Genomic DNA, 18,493 nt, shown 5'->3' with positions numbered 1-18,493 from the left:
CGCAAGCGCATCTCGCTGCAGGAGCGTGTCCCCAACTGCCTCAACCGAGTCAAGCTCAAACTGCTCGGTGAGATGTCCCCGGACGGTATTGGCGTGTGGCGAGTCGCCGGTCGTTTCGCAGACGTGGTTGATTGAGGTCCCGCCGGCGCTGGCGCCGGCGAGGACCTCGTACAACGTCTCTGTCGTGACCTTGACGTCATCACCGAGGTCTATCGCAAGCTCTTCGTCGAGGCTGTTGACGACAAAATTAAGCAGGTGCTCTTCCTCTATTTCGCTGTCTGCTTCGGGTTGTTGCACATCCTCCCAAAGCAGACACTTCCTCTAACCCGATGTGATCGACTGAGTCTATCCCTCTCTTGAAAACGACGAGGGACACCGACCAGTCAGTAGCTCGTCGAGAACCCGATCGGCGAGCCATCAAAACGAGACGGAACCAGCGTGCGAGCTGTCCAACGAGAATACTGTCGCCGACGTCGTTGTTCGACGTATCAGTGCTCACCAAGTCATTGACGAGCCGCATATCCTCTATCAGCTCCAGGGAGCCAGCGTGTGGGTCGCTCTTGGCAGTGTAAATGCTATGCAGACTTTGAACCGTAGATGTTGACAGTGGCTGGTTTCGAGCGTCGAGTCCCGTCAGGCAGGTAGCTGTAGCCGATAAAAAGCTATGGCTTGCCGAGCGCTGTTGCATCTACAACCGTTGACAACCTTGCAGACGAGGGATATAGAACCCCGCCATAGAGAGGATACTAGCTCCCTGGTCTGGCTAAGGTACCCACCCATAGGCAAAATCTGACGAATTGCAATATAGCACCCCTTATTTAATAGGTGCAGAACACATAATCACCCACACGAAACACCCTGTCTCAGACTAATTCAGGCCCAGAAACAGTTTGGCCCGAAATATCGCGGAGGTACACCGAACAGGACCACAGTAATCAGTGAGTCGGCGTCGTTGTGAGGTAAAATTTCGTTTAGATTAGAGTGTGATTCTCATACGACCGTCTAAGATGGCTACTGCCGTTATAGAAATGTCACACTCACAAATAAGGGCCTTTAGATATGATTGTGATATCAAAGTTGACTTTTTACTGGCAATCTATCAGTATGGGCCACGCTGGCGGTAGGTCCAGGGAGGCCCGTGGTAGCTGATAGTGATTTTGCGGTACTTTTGTTGACCACGTCACGGGTTGGTCGTGGCACATCGTGTGGAATCCGTCTACTGCTGTACAGTGTTACCGACACCCAAGAATCACGACAAGTGATGTGACCGATTCGTGTATAAGAACTAGATTGAAGGAGTCGGGAAGCAACTACAAGATATGGCTACAGACCCGGATGTCGATACATCCCGGACTGTCGTCCAGGTGTACGTCCCGGCCTACCAACGAGACGTGTGGGACGAACATGCCGACGAACTCGACATGAGCAGAAGCGAGTTCGTCAAGACGATGGTCCAGGCAGGACGGAGAGGATTTGGCGGCGACCCGGTGGCAGAAAGCCCCCAGAGCGGCGATATTGACCCCTCGGACGGAAGTGAGTCCCTCAGGACACAGATACTCGAATCTCTCGAGGGCCAGGGCTGCCTGTCGTGGGACGATTTGCTGGCGGCAGTGACAGGTGACATCGAGACACAACTCGAGGAAACGCTCCAGGAACTCCAAGAGGCGGGGCAAGTGCGATACAGCGGGCGCGAGGGCGGCTACGTCCTCGAAACGGAGGAGAACGAATGAGCGACACGGGCGCCACACAGTCACCGACACAAGACCACGTCGAGTATTTCCTCGACGATATCCGATACCAGGGCAAGTCGCCACGCACACAGGCGGCCTACGAGCGCGTCCTTCGTGATTTCGAGGCGTATCTGTCCTCTCGGGACCTCTCGCTCACAGAAGCAAATCACCGGGACTGTATGGCTTATATTCACCAACTACGCGGCGATCTGGCCTCGAGTACCGTCGCAACCTATGCGTCCTATCTCCACCGGTTTTACGACTACATGACGCGAGTCGACGCGTTCGACGACAATCCAATGTCGATAGTCGTCGAGGAACTGGACGAATCGATAAACACAGACCCTGCCCGGCGGGATATCTCAGTCACTGCGATGCGCTCGTTTTTCGAGAGTATCACACACCCACTGGACAGAGCCGTGCTGTTGATGCTTCTGAAGACCGGTATCAGGGCTGGAGAGCTGTGCAATCTCGATGTTCGAGACGTTTCTCTCTCCGAGTCGCCGGTGGCGTCTAGCCACCGACCACGACTCGACGGGCGGCCAGACTCGCTATACGTCGACAGCGCACCCGCACAGAACGCAGTGTACAACGGCGAGCGTCGGTCAGCGTCAAACAAGCGAAAGCGGGCAACGACCATCCCTGTCGATGACGAGCTGCGGAGGACACTCACGGAGTGGTTAGCTGTTCGCCCTGACCCGGTTTCGGATGCGAATCCATTGTTTGTCAGTACGAGCGACGACTGGGGCAGGCGGCTCTCTCCTGCGATGGTCCACCATCTCGTCGAGACTCACGCCCGGGAGTACGGTTGGTATCGAGAGGGTGGCGGACCCGAAGAGAATGTCACTCCCCACTACTTCCGGCATTTTTTCACCACGCACCTTCGCGACAGGACCGGTGACCGCGGCGTCGTCAAATATCTCCGCGGCGACGTTGCCAAAGACGTTATCGACACCTACACCCACGATTGGGGGAATCGCGTGCGAGAAGAGTACGAGGCAAATATTTACTCGCTGTTGTAAAATAGGATACAACCATCTCATTGCTGGCCGTGCATATCGAATACATAAACCTCATATAGCTATACGGAATGTAATTCAATCTGTGTGAGTTATCCTGTAGGCGAAATCGGCGCGAGCGGCGTCTCCTGGCTGTTCTCTCCTCGATGTGGTCAATAGAAACTCCGGTGAGCCGAGAGATTTTGTCATCCAGTTTATTAGATGACAGTATCTAAGAAACCATATTGTTCAGAATATGCCGGCTAGAATTTATTTGGTTAAATAGGATAGACAGAATATCGATATCAATTTCGATAGTCGCAAAGAAAGTTTAACACTGTTTCATCACAGAGAGAGAGTCGACGAGATATAATGACGGGGCAACGACAGACCAGCGAACTGGATAGACGAGCATTTCTCGCCGCAGTCGGAGGCACCGCAACGCTGGCAGGCTGTCTCTCGGGGTCAGGAGACAGCGGCGGTAACGACCGGCCGGCACTGTCTGACCGGACGTTACGTTACGGAGCAGTGTTACCGCAGTCAGGGGCACTAGAGTCAGCCGGACAGGTTCTCATCAACGGCGCGGAGCTACCGGTGACAGAGCTCGAAGCGGCCGGGATTGCGCCGGACATCGAGTTCGCAGTCAGAGACTCCGAGACGACTCCGACGGGCGCTATCGATGCGGCACAGTCGTTAATCGAGGAAGAGTTCCCGGCCATCGTCGGAGCTGCCGCCTCCGGGAGTACCCTCCAGATGACCCAGCAAGCGACGATACCTGCGGAGGTCGTCTCCTGTAGTCCGTCGGCGACGACGCCGACGCTCTCGATACTGAGCGACAGAGGATTTTCGTTCCGAACTGCACCGGTCGATTCGTTGCAAGCTGTCATTGTGGCTCAACTTGCGACCGCCGAGCACGGTGCCTCGTCGGCGTCGACGCTGTACGTGCAGGGCGATTACGGACGACAGCTTTCGGGTGCGTTTTCGGCCTCATTCGACGGGGAGATACTCACACAGCAGTCTTACTCCCCGGAGAGTGATTCCTACAGCGAGACACTCGAGACCGTCCTGCGAGGGGACCCTGACATCCTGTTCGTTGTCGGGTACCCGGACGGTGGAATTCCGCTGTTACAGACCTACTACGACGAACACGAAAATAGTGAGGTCCTATTTATTAGTGACGGGCTAATCGATGGCTCGGTCGAGGAAAACGTCGACTTCCACGAGGACGTGTACGGCGTTGTGCCGGCCTCGGTCGGCCCCGGGCAGGGGAATTTTGTGTCGATGTACACAGACGAGTACGGAGCCGAACCCGGTCTCTTCGGCTCGAATACCTACGACGCAGCCGCGACGATTCTGCTTGCGAACGCGGCAGCAGGAGCGAACGACGGCGCAGCCATCGCGCGCCAGATGCGGCAGGTGACGGTCGAAGGCGGCACAGAAATCCAGCCGGGTAACCTGGCCGAGGGTATCGAGCGGGCAGGCGCGGGCGAAGAAATTCATTACCGTGGTGCAGCCGGCGAAATCGAGTTCGACGAAAACGGTGACGGTGGCCCTGTGCAGTACGAGTATCTCACCTTCACTGATAGCGGGCGGGAGATTCTCGGCGAGCAGACGCCGCCGGAGGGGTCAGCATGAGCGACGAACGGTCCGGCCATGACGAGGCAAGCGACAGACAGTCGGTGTCTGCTCGGGTGGTCCCATCGTTCGTTCGGCGCAGCTATCGGGCGAAGTTCATCCTTACTATCCTGGCGGTCGTCGTCGTCATTTCGGCGGTCGGAGCTGCGGGGTATTTCAACGCACAGCAGACCGTCCAAGACGACACCGAACGCCAGCTTACCGCGACAGTCGAGATGCACGCCGACTCTATCAACGAGTGGACGATTTCGATGGAGTCACACACGCGGTCACTCTCCTCGTCCCCTGCGCTTGCGGGGAGCAGCCAAGAGGACGCCGAAGCGCACGTGATACAGGAGCAGGCGAAACTCCCTGTCGACGTGCGAGCAATCCATATCGTCGACACGAATGAAGACCAAGTGTTGACGAGCACGAACGCCGAGATTCGCGGCGAATCGCTCGATAGCATCGACGAGCCATGGACGGAAATCGACCTCGGCGTCGACCTCACGTCGGCAAACGACGTCTGGAACTCCCCGACGGCCTACAGCGACCAGATTCTCGACGACCAGGTGATGTCGTTTGCAAGCCCGGTCGAGGGTGACGAAGCCCGAATTGCGGTTATCGTCGGCACTATCGAATACCGCGTCGATGGACTCCGACAGCTTCACGACGACCAGGAAACGCTCATCGTCGACACGGAGAACCGTACAGTTCTTGGAAGTAGCGAACTCAGTGGCGAGTTCGACCAGACAATCGTCTCGGAACTCGGGACGACCCGGGACGGGACCGATTTCCAGCAGGGTAGTGACACCGTGACTGCGTACGCCGCACTCCCGGACAACGAGTGGGTGGCGGTCTCGACGGTGCCGACTAGCCAGGCCTTCGCAGCGAGTGATGCGGTCGGGTTGACGCTTGTTGTCGTCATCGGTGCTGGGCTACTGTCGCTGCTGGTTGCAGGCTTCGTCCTCGCTCGCCAGACGGTGACGCCGCTCAGAGACCTCCGGGACAAGGCCGAACGAATCGAAGACGGCGACCGGTCGGTCGAGCTTGAAACCACGCGTGTCGACGAAGTTGGACGGCTCTACCAGTCTTTCGACGAGATGCGCACATCACTCGATGCGCGGATAACGGCCGCCGAGGAGGCAAAGAGCGAAGCCGAGGAAGCAAAGACAGAGGCCGAGGAGGCAAAAGAAGACGCAGAAGCCGAGCGAGAGCGCGTCTCGGAGATGGTCGACGAACTCGAACGTGTCGCCGACCAGTACGGCGAAACGATGCGAGCTGCGGCAAACGGCGACCTCACCGTTCGTGCAGACGTGACCACCGATAACGAACAGATGCGCACCATCGGCGAGGAGTTCAACGAGATGCTCGCAGATATCGAAACCGCAGTCAACGAGGTCAAACAGTTCGCGGCTGATGTCACCAGTGCCAGCGACCGTGCAACGACCTCCACGCAAGAAGTCAAAGCGGCGAGTGAGCAGGTGTCGGACTCGATTCAAGAGATTTCCGTCGCGACGGAGAAACAAAGCGAGCGTCTCGGCGAGACACAGACAGAAATGTCGAACCTCTCGGGGACAACCGAGGAAATCGCATCGACTGCCAGCGAAGTCGCTGGAGTCGCCGAGCGAACCGTCGAGTCGAGCGAGAAGGGGCAGGAAGCGGCACGGAACGCCATCGCCGAAATGAATCGCGTCGAGGAAGAGTCCGAGCGGGCAGTCGAGACGATTCGCTCACTGGAGACGGAAGTCGAGCGAATCGACACGCTGGTCGATGCCATCTCGGACGTTGCAGAACAGACGAATATGCTGGCGCTCAACGCCTCTATCGAAGCTACACGGGCGGGCGACGGCAACAACGCAGACGGGTTCGACACCGTTGCTCAGGAGATAAAAGCCCTCTCTGCTGACGCAAAAGAGGCAGCGACAGAGATAGAGTCACGAATCCAGACGATTCGTAGCCAGACTGAAGAGTCAGTTCAGGTCGTCGAGACGACTCGTGATAGAGTCCAGCAGGGGACCGAGGCCGTCGAGCCGGCAGTCGAGGCGCTCGAGGGCATTACCACCTACGCCGAGGAGACGAACAACGGCGTGCAGGAAATCTCGGCAGCCACGGACGAGCAGGCAAAATCGACCGAAGAAGTGGTGTCGGCCGTCGACGAGGTCGTCGCATCGAGCGAGGAATCAGCAGCGGAAGCCGAAACCGTCTCCGCGGCTGCGGAGGAACAGACCGCATCGATTACCGAAGTGAGTGATAGCGTTGCGACACTCGCAGACCAGGCGTCGACCCTCGCACAGCGTCTCGAACGGTTCGAAACCGAGACCGAGCGATAACGCTCGGTTCAGAGAAGGTCTGCGTCGTCCAGGCGGTCGACGGCCGCCGCGAGCCTGTCTTTACTATTTGCATACGAGATACGTGCGTAGCCCGGGGTTCCGAACGCGCTTCCGGGGACCGTCGCGACGTGGGCCGTCTCGATGGCGTCGTCACACCAGGACTGGTCGTCGTCGGCGACGGGCACCATCATGTAGAACGCGCCGTCGGGCTCGACGATATCGATGCCGTGGTCGGCGAAGGCAGACAACAAGAATTCGCGGCGCTCGGCGAAGGCATCGACCATCTCGTCGATTTCGTCGTCGACCGCCTCCAGTGCGGTGATGCCCGCCCGCTGGACGAAGTTGGTCGCACACGAGACCGAGTGGCTGTGGACCTTCCCAGCCTGCTCGACGACGCCCTCGGTCGCGGCGAAGTATCCCAACCGCCAGCCAGTCATCGCATACGCCTTCGAGAACCCGTTGAGTGTTATCGTCCTGTCTGCCATACCCGACAACGAGCCGATGCTGGTCATCTCTACGTCGTTATAAGTTATTTCGCTATATATTTCGTCAGAGATGACCGTGAAGTCGTGGTCGAGGGCGAGGTCTCGCACGGCTTTGAGGGCCTCGTCACTGTAGACCGCACCGTGGGGGTTGCCCGGTGAGTTGAGTACCAGCACCGTGGTATCGTCCGAGACAGCCTCCGTAAGCGCCGGAATCGACGGTTCGAGCGCGAAGTCGTGCGCGGCGGTATCGACCCTCGTCAGTTCACCGCCGGCGAGTTTCGTCATCGCTTCGTAAGACACCCAGGCGGGGTCGAGGAGGACGACCTCGTCGCCGTCGTCGACGAGTGTCTGGAACACCTCGAAAAGCGCCTGCTTGCCCCCCGGCGTGACGATTATATCTGATGGATCATAGAAGTCCAGCCCGTCGTCGGCCAACTTGTCGGCGATTGCCTCTCGGAGCGCTGGGACGCCGTTCGAGGTCGTGTAGCCGGTGTGACCCGCCTCGATAGCGTCTTCGGCGGCGTCTTTAATCGGCTGTGGCGTATCGAAATCGGGCTCGCCGACGCTCAAATCGACCACGTCGACGCCGTCTGCTTCGAGCGCCGAGGCCTTGTTACTGATTGCGAGCGTCGCGCTGGGCGATACACGTTCGACTCTGTCCGCGTAGGTGGGCTCAGTCATGCGTATTGGATTCGAGGGTAGTAGCCAGGTCGACCGCGCTCTCGACGGCGGCCGCGCCGTAATCGACCCGCGCCTTGGCTTCGTCGTGGCTCATTCCCGGGCCGATGATTCCCATCGTGACCGGGGTATCGCGGTCGAGGCTGACATCGGTCAGCCCCTGGGCTGCTGCGTCCGCAATAACCTGGTCGTGGTCCGTGTCGCCGGTAATAATGGCACCGAGGGTCACGACGGCGTCGATGTCGTCGCGCCGGGCAAGGCGGTCGGCCGCAAGCGGCGTGTCGTACGAGCCAGGTACCTCTGTCGTCTCGACAATTTCGGCGTCTCGTCGCTCTGCCTCCTCGCGTGCGCGAGATTCCATCTTCGCCGTCACTGGACTCTCTTTGTTGAACTGGGCAACCACCAGCCCCAAACGTACCATGTATCCGAAGGGGGTACGGTGGCGTATAGAACTACCGCTCTCGGCAGGACTGACGGCGACCGTCGCTCACCCCGTCGACGCGAAGTCCCTGGCGTCGACGCGTTTCGTGTCGCTCTGGCTAGTCTTGATGTGGAGTGTCGGGCCGTCGAAGTTCATCTCAGTGATATCACAGATGGTCTCGGTGTTCCACCCCTTGATTCGGGCGGACCCAGATGCGTCGACTCCGATGAACGTGCGGGCCGTTTCCTGGCCTGCTAGCTCCCAGTTCTCGTCGCCGAACGCGATGTCTTGTGATTCGGGGTGTCCCCTGGCGAACACGCACCGAAACTGTACACGCGACTCCTCGGTGCGCTCGTGGTCTGGGCGTCATGTCTTCTCGAAATCGAGGTTGTAATCTGACGCCCACCGCTTGAACTGGGTGCTATCGACACGGTTTTACTTGTCCCGTTTCGTTTCTTGACGGTCCAGATAACGTGTTTTGTCGACGGTCTATCCCGATACCCCATGCACTGTGTCGATGAACGTATCCTACGTACACGTTCGTATCAGTTGATGGGTATGTCAATCGAAGTACTGCAACGATTTTTGTACAGGGGAGGCGAAGTGCCTGTATGAGTCTCGACGACCATGCCGAGGAACTCGCCTCCAGCCTCGGTGTTGACAAAACGGAGGTCAAAGCGAAACTCGAAAATCTGGAACAGTACGGTGTTCCGATGGACGAGGCAAAGGAGACGGTTCGGCGTAACTACGGCGACAGTGAGTCTACCGGCGGGGCCGAGATAGCGACGAAGTCAGTCGAAGAAATCTCGACTGCCGACTCCAGAGTCGACACCACGGTGACCGTGCTCTCGGTGGGCAAACGGTCTATCCAGTACAACGGCGACCAACACGTCATCTTCGAGGGTGAGTTCGCCGACGAGAGCGGCAAAATCTCGTATACGTCCTGGGAGGATTTCGGTCTCGAATCAGGAGAGACGGTCCATCTGGGGAATGCCGACGTTCGCGAGTGGGAGGGCCATCCAGAGCTGAACCTCGGCGATTCGACGAGCGTCGAGCGCGTCGAGAAGGAACTGGACATCGAGTACGATGTCGGCGGCGACGAACACCTGGCCACGCTGGAGCCGGGCGACCGCGGGGTGAACGTCGAGGTGCGGGTCCTCGAGGTCGAGCAGAAGCGAATCGACGGGCGCAACGGCGAAACCGAGATTCTCAGCGGCGTGCTGGGCGACGAAACCGGCCGGTTGCCGTTCACCGACTGGGAACCGCGTACCGAACTCTCGGTCGACACCTCCGTCCGAATCGAGGACGTGTTCATCAGGGAGTTCCGCGGTGTCCCGTCTGTCAACGTCTCGGAGTTCTCGACCGTCGAGACCCTGGAAACACCGGTCGAGGTGGCCGACTCCGGCACGCAGTACCAGATTGGGGACGCAATCGAGACGGGCGGCATGTTCGACATCGAAGTGACCGGAAACGTCGTCGCAGTCCGTGATGGCTCTGGACTCATCGAGCGCTGTCCCGAGTGTGGCCGTGTCATCCAGAGCGGCCAGTGCAGGAGCCACGGAGAAGTCGAGGGCGAAGACGACCTCCGGGTCAAGGCGATTCTCGACGACGGTACCGGGACTGTGACGGCGATTCTGGACGAGAGTCTTACCACAGCGGTCTACGGCGGCGACCTCGACGACGCGCGAGCCCACGCCCGCGAGGAGATGGACCGGGAAGTCGTCGCCGACAGCATTCGCGACAGCATCGTCGGCCGAGAGTACCGTGTCCGGGGAACGCTGACCGTCGACGACTACGGCGCAAACCTGGAAGCGACCGAGTTCACGAAGCGGAATGATGACGCCGAGACGCGTGCAACCCGCCTGCTCGCGGAGGTGGACCCATGAGCGAATCCGAAGACGACGGAGCCGGCGAGCGCGAGGTCGCCTATCGACTGTTCGCCGCCGAGTTCGAGGACGCAGACCTCTCGTACTCCGCCGGCGACGACGACCGCTCGCCGAACTACGTCATCACGCCGACTGGTGCGCGAGTCAACCGCCTCTTTGCGGTCGGTGTCCTGACCGAGGTCGAACAGGTGAGTGACGACGTACTTCGTGGGCGTGTCGTCGACCCGACGGGCGCGTTCGTCACCTACGCCGGGCAGTACCAGCCGGACGTTCAGGCGTTTCTGGAGCGGGCCGAGACACCGATGTTCGTCGCGATGACTGGCAAAGCCCGGACCTTCCAGCCCGAAGACTCCGACCAAGTCTACAGTTCGGTCAGGCCAGAGAGTATCAACGAAGTCGACGCAGAGACCCGGGACCGCTGGACTGTTCAGGCCACAGAACAGACGCTCGACCGAATCGGCACCGTCGGGACGGCGCTGGGACGCGACCAGTCTGGAGAGACACTCGAAGCGGCATTGCGCGACCGTGGCGTCAGCGAAGAGCTGAGTGCTGGTATCGCACTCGCGCTGGACCACTACGGAACGACACCGACGTATCTCGACAGACTGCGAGAACTGGCACTCGACGCCGCACGTGTCGTCGCAGGCCAGAAAGGCGAAGTCGCCGAACTCGATATTACACCTGATAAGTCCGGACCGATATCGGTGGGTGACGTTGCAGATGCCGGCATCGATACGTCGACACCCGAGACGGCCGACGCCGTGACAGAGGGGGCAAGCGACTCGTCCGACGAGACCACACCCGACAGCGCGACTGTCGGTGACAACGTCTACGAGGGCAACGCCGAGGCGACGACAGGGAAGGAGACAACAACTGACACGACGGCCGAGGCAACCACAACGACAGAGCCAGAGAACGAGGCCGTTGCGATGGACGAATCGGACCGTACCGAGGAGGCAGTGACAGAGACAGAGGACGCCACAACAGCCGAGTCAGCAAGCGTCGAAGAGACGGCGACGACGCCGGAAGCGACTGAGAAAGCGGGGTCGGCCGACACCCTCGACGGCCCGGGCGAGTTCGACCCAGAGGAGTTCGAACTCGAAGAGGAGACGCGCAAGCAGGTAGAGGAGGAGTTTGGAACGGAGTTCCAGACCGGGACAGAAGTCGACGAGCCAGGCGAGGCAGACATCGAGACCCCGGCAGTCGACGACTCACAGGAAGACGAGCCCGAAGTGGATACTGCGACAGGTGACGACGAGACAGCGACAACACAGGCCGAGAGCGAGTCCGGCGACGACTCCGAGACCGAATCCGCCGACGCGCCCGATGACCTGCAGTCGGCGGTCGTGGAGTTGATGGGCGAACTCGACGAGGGAGACGGTGCACGCAGTGTGGACATCGTCGAGGAGATGACAGAGCGGTACGGAGTGCCCACAGAGGAGACCGAGTCAGCGATTCAAGACGCACTGATGGACGGTGAGTGTTACGAACCTGACGAGGGAACGCTCAAACCAATCTGATGGCGGTCGAGCCAGTTCCAGGGAGTCCCGCAGCGACCGTCGACACCGACGCCGGCCGGCTGCTCGTCGTTGCCGATTATCATGCCGGTATCGAGACCGTCCTCAGAACCGAGGGCGTCGAACTCGACCCCAGGGGCGACCAGCGCCGAGAGCGGCTGCTCGGACTCGTCGAGCGGGTACAGCCCGACAGGGTAGTCATCCTCGGTGACCTCGTCCACGCTATTGGCGACCCGTGGGACACAGAGCGCGCCGAACTCCGGGCGCTGCTCGACCAGCTTTCGGTCCCCGTAACTATCGTCAAAGGAAACCACGACGGCGACATCGAGCCGTTTCTCGACGACCTCGACCACGACCTGACAGTGACGTCGACAGCCGGTGTCAGGATTGGGTCTGTCGGCTTCGCACACGGACACACCTGGCCGAGTGACGCGGTTCTAGACGCCGATTTCGTCTGTATCGGCCACGAACACCCGGTCGTCAGGCTCGAAGACGAGGTCGGTGGCGGCCGGGTCGAGCGAGTGTGGCTCAGGGGACCGCTCGATTCTGCGCCCTTCAACGGACGCGACGGTACCAGCTTCGACAGCGACCTGATAGTCTTTCCGGCTTTTAACGACCTCTCGGGGGGGACGCAGGTCAACGTCGAGGGGCAGACGTTTCTCTCGCCGTTTCTTCCCGAGGGGCTCGTGCAGGGCGACGCCTACCTGCTCGATGGGACACGACTCGGGCGCTACGAGACGGTGTGACGGCGAGAGATTGAAACGTCTCATCGTATTACTATGTTACATGAGCGTCTCGGGACCGTGTACCATCTGCAACAGCGCCCAAGTCGAACACACCTGCAATCGGTGTGCACAGCTCGTGTGTGAAGACCACTACGACGAGTCGACGGGATACTGCGTCGAGTGTGCCGCCGAGTTGGGACAGACGGAGTCGATACCAGACAGCGACGACATGCCAGATGGGGTCGACACCTACGAGTTCTAGGAGCGATACTCGTTGAGGCCGTCTTTGAGGTTCTTAGCGGCCTGTCCCGCCGCGTCGAAGAAGTCGCCCCGAGCGGTCTCGCCAGCGAAGATAATACCTCGTGAGGAGTTGACGAGACCGACGCCGTCGGCGAGTCCATGCTCGACGGCGGCCTGCTCGTCGCCACCCTGTGCACCGACGCCAGGAACAAGAAACGGAATCTCTGGTACGCGGTCGCGAATCTCTTCGAGTTCTTCGGGCGCAGTTGCGCCGACGACGAGGCCGACGTTGTCGTGGTCGTTCCACTCGGCCGCCAGGCTGGTCACGTGTTCGTAAAGCCGTTCACCGGAGGCGAGTTCGAGATTCTGGAGGTCGGCCCCACCGGCGTTCGAGGTGCGTGCTAGGATGAAGATACCGTTTTCCTCACGCGAGAGAAACGGGTCGAGCGCATCGCGACCGAGATACGGGTTTACCGTGATGGCATCGACCATATCGAGGACGTCTGCGTACTGGCGAGCCGTGTTACCGATGTCACCGCGTTTCGCGTCCAGAAGCACTGGGACGTCCTTCCCGTGGGCGTACGCGACCGTCTCTCGGAGCGCTCGCCAGCCGTCCGCATCTTCGTAGAAGGCGGCATTCGGTTTGAAACAGGCGGTGTGTTCGTGTGTGGCGTCGATAATGCGTCTGTTGAACGCCCACCGAGGAAGGTCAGCGCCTCGGACCGCTTCGGGGAGTCTGTCGAGGTCCGGGTCCAGACCGACTGAGACAACACTGTCAACACGTTCGATGCGCTCGCCGAGCCAGTCGAAAAACGGAGCAGGCATACTCACCGGTCGATGGTGACACAGTAAGAAGGTTGCTGTCTCGCGTGTCAGGGCCGTTCGACGCGTACGCCGTCGCTATGGCCGACGTGGATTTCGTCGGCACAGTCGACAAACAGCCCGTGCTCGACTACACCAGGGAGGCAAGCGAGTCCCGTCGCGAGTGCGTCGGGCTCTGTGATACCGCCGAAGTCACAGTCCAACACGAGATTACCGTTATCGGTGACGACAGGGCCGTCTTTCCGTTCGGCGTCGCGCAGTGTGGGGTCCCCACCCAAGCCGCGGACGCCGGCGGCGACTGTACTCCGAGCGTCGGGGAGCATTTCGACCGGGACCGGGTGGGTGAGCGTCTCGGCGACTTTCGAGGGGTCGACCACGACGACAAATCTGTCGGCGGCGGTATCGACGATTTTCTCGCGGGCGTGTGCAGCGCCGCCGCCTTTGACGAGCGTTCCGTCGGCCACCTGGTCGGCGCCGTCGATTGCTATGTCCGGCGTCGTTTCGTCGAGCGACGTGAGTGGGATGTCGTACTCGCGGGCGAGTTCGCGCGACTGAAACGAAGTCGGGATGCCACGAACCGCGAGTCCGTTGTCGACGCGCTCGCCGAGCGCTCGGATTGCCTCGGCAGCAGTACTCCCCGTCCCCAGTCCGACGACCATTCCGTCAGTCACCAGCTCGGCCGCGCTCTCGCCAGCGGCCCGCTTTGGGGCCGTAGACCCGCCTCGTGTCATACCTGTGTCCAGCCCTGGCGCGCCCAAAAAGATTCCTCACCCAGTGGAATCTGAAAGCTCTTAGTGCGTGGCCCCGCCGACGTTCTCTATGGACGACGCACTGGGTCCCCCCGAGAAGATGGCCGAGCGACGCGAGGAGCTGACGCCGATGATGACCCAGTATTTCGAGCTCTGTACCCAGTACAATGACTCACTCGTGTTGTTCCAGGTCGGGGACTTCTACGAAGCATTCTGTGCGGCGGCCGAAACCGTCGCGCGTCGCTGTGAGGTGACGCTCACGAAACGCGAGGACTCAACCGGCAAGTACGCGATGGCCGGCATCCCTATCGACAACGCGGAGTCCTACGTCGAGCGCCTGCTCGAAGCCGGCTACCGCGTCGCCGTCGCCGACCAGGTCCAGGACCCCGAGGAGGCGACCGGTGTAGTCGACCGGGCAGTCACTCGTATCCTCACTCCGGGGACGCTAACCGAAGACGAATTGCTCGACGGGGAGCGGAACAACTACGTCGGTGCACTCACGGCCGACGAGACGTACGGGCTGGCGGTGCTCGACGTGTCGACGGGCGATTTCTACGCGACCAGCGTCGACAGCGAAAGCGCCGTCGCAGACGAACTGAGCCGGTTTGACCCGGCAGAGGCGATTCTCGGCCCGGGGGCAACCGCCGCCCAGCTGCCTGACCGCTGTACCGTGAGTACGTTCGACGAAGATGCGTTTGCGCAACAGCGTTCCACCGAGCACGTCGAGCAGTATTTCGGTTCGGCCGACCGCCTGTTGCCGACGACAGCAGAAGTCCGGGCCTGTGGCGCACTGCTCGCCTACGCGGAGTACGTCAGGGGCGGTGAAGACGGCACGCTCGACTACCTGAATCACCTCACGCGCTATGACCCACAGGAGTACATGCTCCTCGATGCAGTGGCGCTGCGTAGCCTCGAACTGTTCGAGCGGCGGACCGTCCACGGCCGCGAGAACGCCACACTGGCGGCAGTCATTGACGAGACAGCGTCGGCGCTTGGCCGACGGACCCTCGATGACTGGCTCCGTCGCCCGCTCATCGACCGCGACGAAATAGCCACGCGCCACGATGCTGTCGGCGAGTTCCGTGACGACGTGGCGACACGCGAGAACGTCCACGACGAGCTCCGAGACGTGTACGATATCGAGCGGCTCATTTCCCGTATCGCCAGAGGGCGAGCGAACGCGCGGGACCTCCGCTCGCTCGCCGAGACACTCGACGTGATTCCTCAGCTTGCCGACCATCTCGACGGGGCCGACTGTGAGAAGCTCAAGTCACTTCGTGAACGGTTGGACCCGCTGTCAGAGATACGGTCACTCATCGACGACGCAATCCAGGCAGACCCCGCCAGAGAGATAACTGAGGGTGATATTCTCAAGCCGTCGTTCGACGAGGAACTGGCCCAATTGCGTGAAACCGAACGCGACGGCAAAGACTGGATAGACGACCTGGAGGCCAGCGAGCGCGAGCGGACGGGTATCGACTCGCTGAAGGTCGGGCACAACACTGTCCACGGCTACTACATCGAGGTGACCGACGCGAATCTCGACCGCGTCCCAGAGGACTACGAGCGCCGACAGACGCTAAAAAACGCAGAGCGGTACTACACCCCTGAACTGAAAGAACGGGAAGACCAGATACTCAGAGCCGAACAACGAGCAGACCAACTCGAGTACGAGCTGTTCAGTTCAGTCCGCCAGCAGGTAGCAGACCAGTCCGAGCGCATTCAGGCGGTCGCCGAGACGTTCGCGGAACTCGACGTACTCGTCGCCTTCGGCACCGTCGCCGCCGAACACGACTATACGCGGCCGGTCGTCGGCTATCCGCCTGCGTCCGACAAACAGGTTACCGTCGACGGTATCCACATCGAGGACGGTCGCCACCCAGTCGTCGAGCGAACTGAAACGTCGTTCGTCCCAAATGAGACAGTGCTCGACTCGACCGACCGGGTCGCGGTCGTGACCGGACCGAATATGAGCGGTAAATCGACGTACATGCGGCAGGTCGCACTCATCTCGATTCTCGCACAGGCCGGAAGCTTCGTCCCAGCCAGCGATGCGCGTCTCCAGATTATCGACCGCATCTTCACGCGCGTCGGTGCGAGCGACGACATCGCGGGCGGCCGGTCGACGTTCATGGTCGAGATGACGGAACTCGCAGATATTCTCGATGCCGCGACCGAGCAGTCGTTAGTCCTTCTCGACGAGGTCGGCCGGGGGACTAGCACCGCCGATGGATTCGCTATCGCTCAGGCTGTGACCGAGTGTATCCACGACGAGGTCGGCGCGCTGACGCTATTTGCGACCCACCACCACGACCTGACAGCGGTTGCCGACGAACTCGACGGCGCGTACAACCTCTATTTCAGGACCCGACAGGACGATGATGGGGTTCACTTCGAGCACGCTATCGAACGTGGTGTTGCCGACGCCTCGTACGGGGTCGAAGTGGCCGCGACGGCGGGTGTCGACGCGCGTGTCGTCGACCGCGCGCGCGAGATTCTGAGGGGAACCGACGGCCGAAACATACCCAGTTGGGACACGACAGCGTCCGACACTGAAGCGGCCGTGTTGTCTGAACAGAAGACCAACGGCTCCCGTCGAGGTGTCGAGAGCGAGCAGCCGCTCAGCCACGATAGCGGCCCCGCGGATACAGAGTTGCTCAGAGAGGTGCAACAGACACTCGCCGAAGCCGACATCGCGACGATGACACCCCTCGACGCAATGAACGTTCTTGCGAATCTCAAACGGCAGGTCGGAGACGCCGGAAGACAGCCGTCTGAGCAGACCGAGTAATCTCGCGGCGGGTGTCCCTGGGTTTTTGATGTTACAGCGAAATGTACACCACGATGGCCGAGCGACGACAGTACACCGGCACGCAACGACTCCAGATAGCCTGGTCGCTTGGTATCTTCGTGGCAATCGGCCTGACGGTGGCACTCGGTGCCGGAGTCGGCCTTCCGCTTTCCCCGCTCGTGGTGGCCCTAGTCCTCTCTGTCGTCTGGTTTGTCGGACTCGGGGCGTTGGGGCTCCGGGAGCGCTCTCAGTGGAACAACATGGTCGAAGCGTCCTCGTTCACGCGCCAGATTGGTCCCCACACCGCCGACTTGGAGAATATCGTCGAGGGACGTTCCGTGACCGTCTCGACGGCCGTCCAGGGAGTACTCTCTCAGACACACACCGAGTTCGAGACGAGCGTCAACGGCGTCGATGCGTCGTTTACCGTCGAGTTCGAGCGTTCCGCAGGCGAGCAGACCAGCCGGGGGGTTCCCACCAGCAACGAGACACTCGACGACAACTTCGTCGTCCGGGGCACCAGCGGGAACGTCGACCAGATTCTCACAACCGAAGTAGAGTCTGCGCTGCTCTCTATCGAGACGCCCGGGACCTGTACTGTGACCGGCGACGCTGTGACGTACGAGGTCCCGTTCACCGCACTGGCAGCTGAGGAACTGGAGACGATAGCTGAAGCAATCGTCGTCGTCGCAACACGTGTCGAGGAAGTGGGACAAACGGCGTAGCTACTGGGGAGCAGGCGACAGTGAGACGAAGTCCAGACCGTGTCTGTCGAGGAGATGGTGTGCGCTATCCGTGAGCGACGGCGCGACGAGAATACCCCGAACGTGCATCTCGGCGTGCAGGTCGCGTTTCAACGCGTCGACGTACCGGTTGAGTTGACTCACTGCATCGGGGCCAACACGGCGACGCTTGAGTTCGACAACGACCGCGTCGCCGGTGTCATCGACACCGTATATGTCGACGGCTCCTGCGGACGTCTCGCGCTCGGTCGCGCGCGGCTCGAATCCGTCTTCGACCAGCGATGGGTCCGAGAGAATACGCTCGCGCATGTCGGACTCTGTGCCTTGGAGTGAGAGGTCCTGCTCGTCGGTCACGTTGTAGGCGACGACGTGCCTGACGGAATCGAACTCGACGGTGAGTTCTTCGTCGGGGCTCTCGCGGTGGCTGTGTATCACAAGCCCGTCGTCGACTACTGCGTCCTGCGTACAGCCGGGCGGCTGCCAGTTGACCGGCTGCTGGCCCTCTTCGGTGTGGACAAGGACCGTTCCGTCGGGCTTGAGAACGACCAACCTGTCACCGGCTTCGAGGGTACTGGATGCCCGTCCCTCGTACTCGACTCGGCACCGCCCGAAAACGGTGACCAGCAACCCCTCGTCGAGTCCCGCCTCGACGACTTCTTGGGCGCGCCCGTGGCTCGGCAGCGTCGCGGTGAGTGTCTCCCTCGCGCTCACACGGCATTCTATCCTACGACCCTACTAAAGTACGCTGTTGTCCGAACAGT

At 60.7% G+C, this 18,493-nt stretch carries 16 protein-coding genes and 1 pseudogene; 10 read left to right on the top strand and 7 right to left on the bottom strand.

The window, feature by feature from the left end:
• Nucleotides 1-297 (bottom strand): annotated as a pseudogene (locus BLR34_RS08095) (ISH3 family transposase); the annotation flags it as partial.
• A gap of 1,022 nt (nucleotides 298-1,319) precedes the next feature.
• Here BLR34_RS08095 and BLR34_RS08090 point away from each other — a divergent pair.
• The 4 genes from BLR34_RS08090 (at nucleotide 1,320) to BLR34_RS08075 (ending at nucleotide 6,675) form a co-directional block, all read left to right on the top strand.
• Entirely contained in the window at nucleotides 1,320-1,730 is a 411-nt protein-coding gene (locus BLR34_RS08090) for a DUF5805 domain-containing protein (RefSeq protein WP_092701808.1), read from the top strand.
• Nucleotides 1,727-2,752, top strand: coding sequence for a tyrosine-type recombinase/integrase (locus tag BLR34_RS08085; RefSeq protein ID WP_092701806.1), 1,026 nt, complete (start codon nucleotides 1,727-1,729; stop codon nucleotides 2,750-2,752). Before BLR34_RS08090 ends, BLR34_RS08085 begins: the two co-directional genes overlap by 4 nt.
• A gap of 348 nt (nucleotides 2,753-3,100) precedes the next feature.
• Nucleotides 3,101-4,363 (top strand): ABC transporter substrate-binding protein, encoded by a 1,263-nt coding sequence (locus BLR34_RS08080; RefSeq protein WP_092701804.1) that lies wholly within the window; start codon nucleotides 3,101-3,103, stop codon nucleotides 4,361-4,363.
• Complete coding sequence (locus tag BLR34_RS08075; RefSeq protein WP_092701802.1) at nucleotides 4,360-6,675, top strand: methyl-accepting chemotaxis protein; 2,316 nt, start codon at nucleotides 4,360-4,362, stop codon at nucleotides 6,673-6,675. The genes BLR34_RS08080 and BLR34_RS08075 overlap by 4 nt, the downstream gene beginning before the upstream one ends.
• A gap of 8 nt (nucleotides 6,676-6,683) precedes the next feature.
• Here BLR34_RS08075 and BLR34_RS08070 read toward each other — a convergent pair whose 3' ends face one another.
• The 3 genes from BLR34_RS08070 to BLR34_RS08060 form a co-directional block, all read right to left on the bottom strand.
• Nucleotides 6,684-7,841: a pyridoxal phosphate-dependent aminotransferase gene (locus BLR34_RS08070; protein WP_092701800.1), complete on the bottom strand. Its 1,158-nt coding sequence runs from the start codon at nucleotides 7,839-7,841 to the stop codon at nucleotides 6,684-6,686.
• Nucleotides 7,834-8,259, bottom strand: coding sequence for a 6,7-dimethyl-8-ribityllumazine synthase (gene ribH / locus BLR34_RS08065; RefSeq protein ID WP_092701797.1), 426 nt, complete (start codon nucleotides 8,257-8,259; stop codon nucleotides 7,834-7,836). The genes BLR34_RS08070 and ribH overlap by 8 nt, the downstream gene beginning before the upstream one ends.
• Nucleotides 8,260-8,325: 66 nt before the next feature.
• Nucleotides 8,326-8,577, bottom strand: a complete 252-nt coding sequence (locus BLR34_RS08060) for a hypothetical protein (RefSeq protein WP_092701794.1) — start codon at nucleotides 8,575-8,577, stop codon at nucleotides 8,326-8,328.
• Between the two features lie 293 nt (nucleotides 8,578-8,870).
• On the opposite strand from BLR34_RS08060, the gene BLR34_RS08055 reads away from it, so the two are divergent.
• The 4 genes from BLR34_RS08055 to BLR34_RS08040 are packed head-to-tail and all read left to right on the top strand — an operon-like array spanning nucleotide 8,871 to nucleotide 12,649.
• Nucleotides 8,871-10,145 carry a Single-stranded DNA binding protein gene (locus tag BLR34_RS08055; protein WP_092701791.1) on the top strand — a complete coding sequence of 425 codons (1,275 nt, stop codon included), beginning with the start codon at nucleotides 8,871-8,873 and terminating at the stop codon, nucleotides 10,143-10,145.
• Complete coding sequence (locus BLR34_RS08050) at nucleotides 10,142-11,665, top strand: hypothetical protein (RefSeq protein WP_092701788.1); 1,524 nt, start codon at nucleotides 10,142-10,144, stop codon at nucleotides 11,663-11,665. The genes BLR34_RS08055 and BLR34_RS08050 overlap by 4 nt, the downstream gene beginning before the upstream one ends.
• Nucleotides 11,665-12,408: a metallophosphoesterase gene (locus BLR34_RS08045; RefSeq protein WP_092701785.1), complete on the top strand. Its 744-nt coding sequence runs from the start codon at nucleotides 11,665-11,667 to the stop codon at nucleotides 12,406-12,408. The genes BLR34_RS08050 and BLR34_RS08045 overlap by 1 nt, the downstream gene beginning before the upstream one ends.
• Before the next feature lie 40 nt (nucleotides 12,409-12,448).
• On the top strand, nucleotides 12,449-12,649 hold the full coding sequence (locus BLR34_RS08040) for a hypothetical protein (RefSeq protein ID WP_092701782.1): 201 nt from the start codon (nucleotides 12,449-12,451) through the stop codon (nucleotides 12,647-12,649).
• Here the strand turns inward: BLR34_RS08040 and pyrF are convergent.
• A complete protein-coding gene (gene pyrF, locus BLR34_RS08035; protein WP_092701780.1) occupies nucleotides 12,646-13,452 on the bottom strand; it encodes an orotidine-5'-phosphate decarboxylase in 807 nt (268 codons plus the stop codon). The two genes, BLR34_RS08040 and pyrF, sit on opposite strands and share 4 nt — an antisense overlap.
• Nucleotides 13,453-13,499: 47 nt before the next feature.
• Nucleotides 13,500-14,180: a ribose-5-phosphate isomerase RpiA gene (rpiA, locus tag BLR34_RS08030; RefSeq protein WP_092701777.1), complete on the bottom strand. Its 681-nt coding sequence runs from the start codon at nucleotides 14,178-14,180 to the stop codon at nucleotides 13,500-13,502.
• A gap of 88 nt (nucleotides 14,181-14,268) precedes the next feature.
• Between rpiA and mutS the strand changes: the two genes are divergently transcribed.
• Entirely contained in the window at nucleotides 14,269-16,989 is a 2,721-nt protein-coding gene (gene mutS, locus BLR34_RS08025; protein WP_092701774.1) for a DNA mismatch repair protein MutS, read from the top strand.
• 53 nt (nucleotides 16,990-17,042) lie between these two features.
• Nucleotides 17,043-17,714: a hypothetical protein gene (locus BLR34_RS08020; protein WP_092701771.1), complete on the top strand. Its 672-nt coding sequence runs from the start codon at nucleotides 17,043-17,045 to the stop codon at nucleotides 17,712-17,714.
• Here the strand turns inward: BLR34_RS08020 and nucS are convergent, their stop codons facing one another.
• Nucleotides 17,715-18,443, bottom strand: a complete 729-nt coding sequence (nucS, locus tag BLR34_RS08015; protein WP_092701768.1) for an endonuclease NucS — start codon at nucleotides 18,441-18,443, stop codon at nucleotides 17,715-17,717.
• Between the last annotated feature and the right edge of the window lie 50 nt (nucleotides 18,444-18,493).

This window comes from Halovenus aranensis (assembly GCF_900100385.1).
GTDB lineage: Archaea > Halobacteriota > Halobacteria > Halobacteriales > Haloarculaceae > Halovenus > Halovenus aranensis.
Note: the sequence above shows the minus strand (reverse complement) of the source record. Positions and strands in the feature narration are given on the sequence as shown.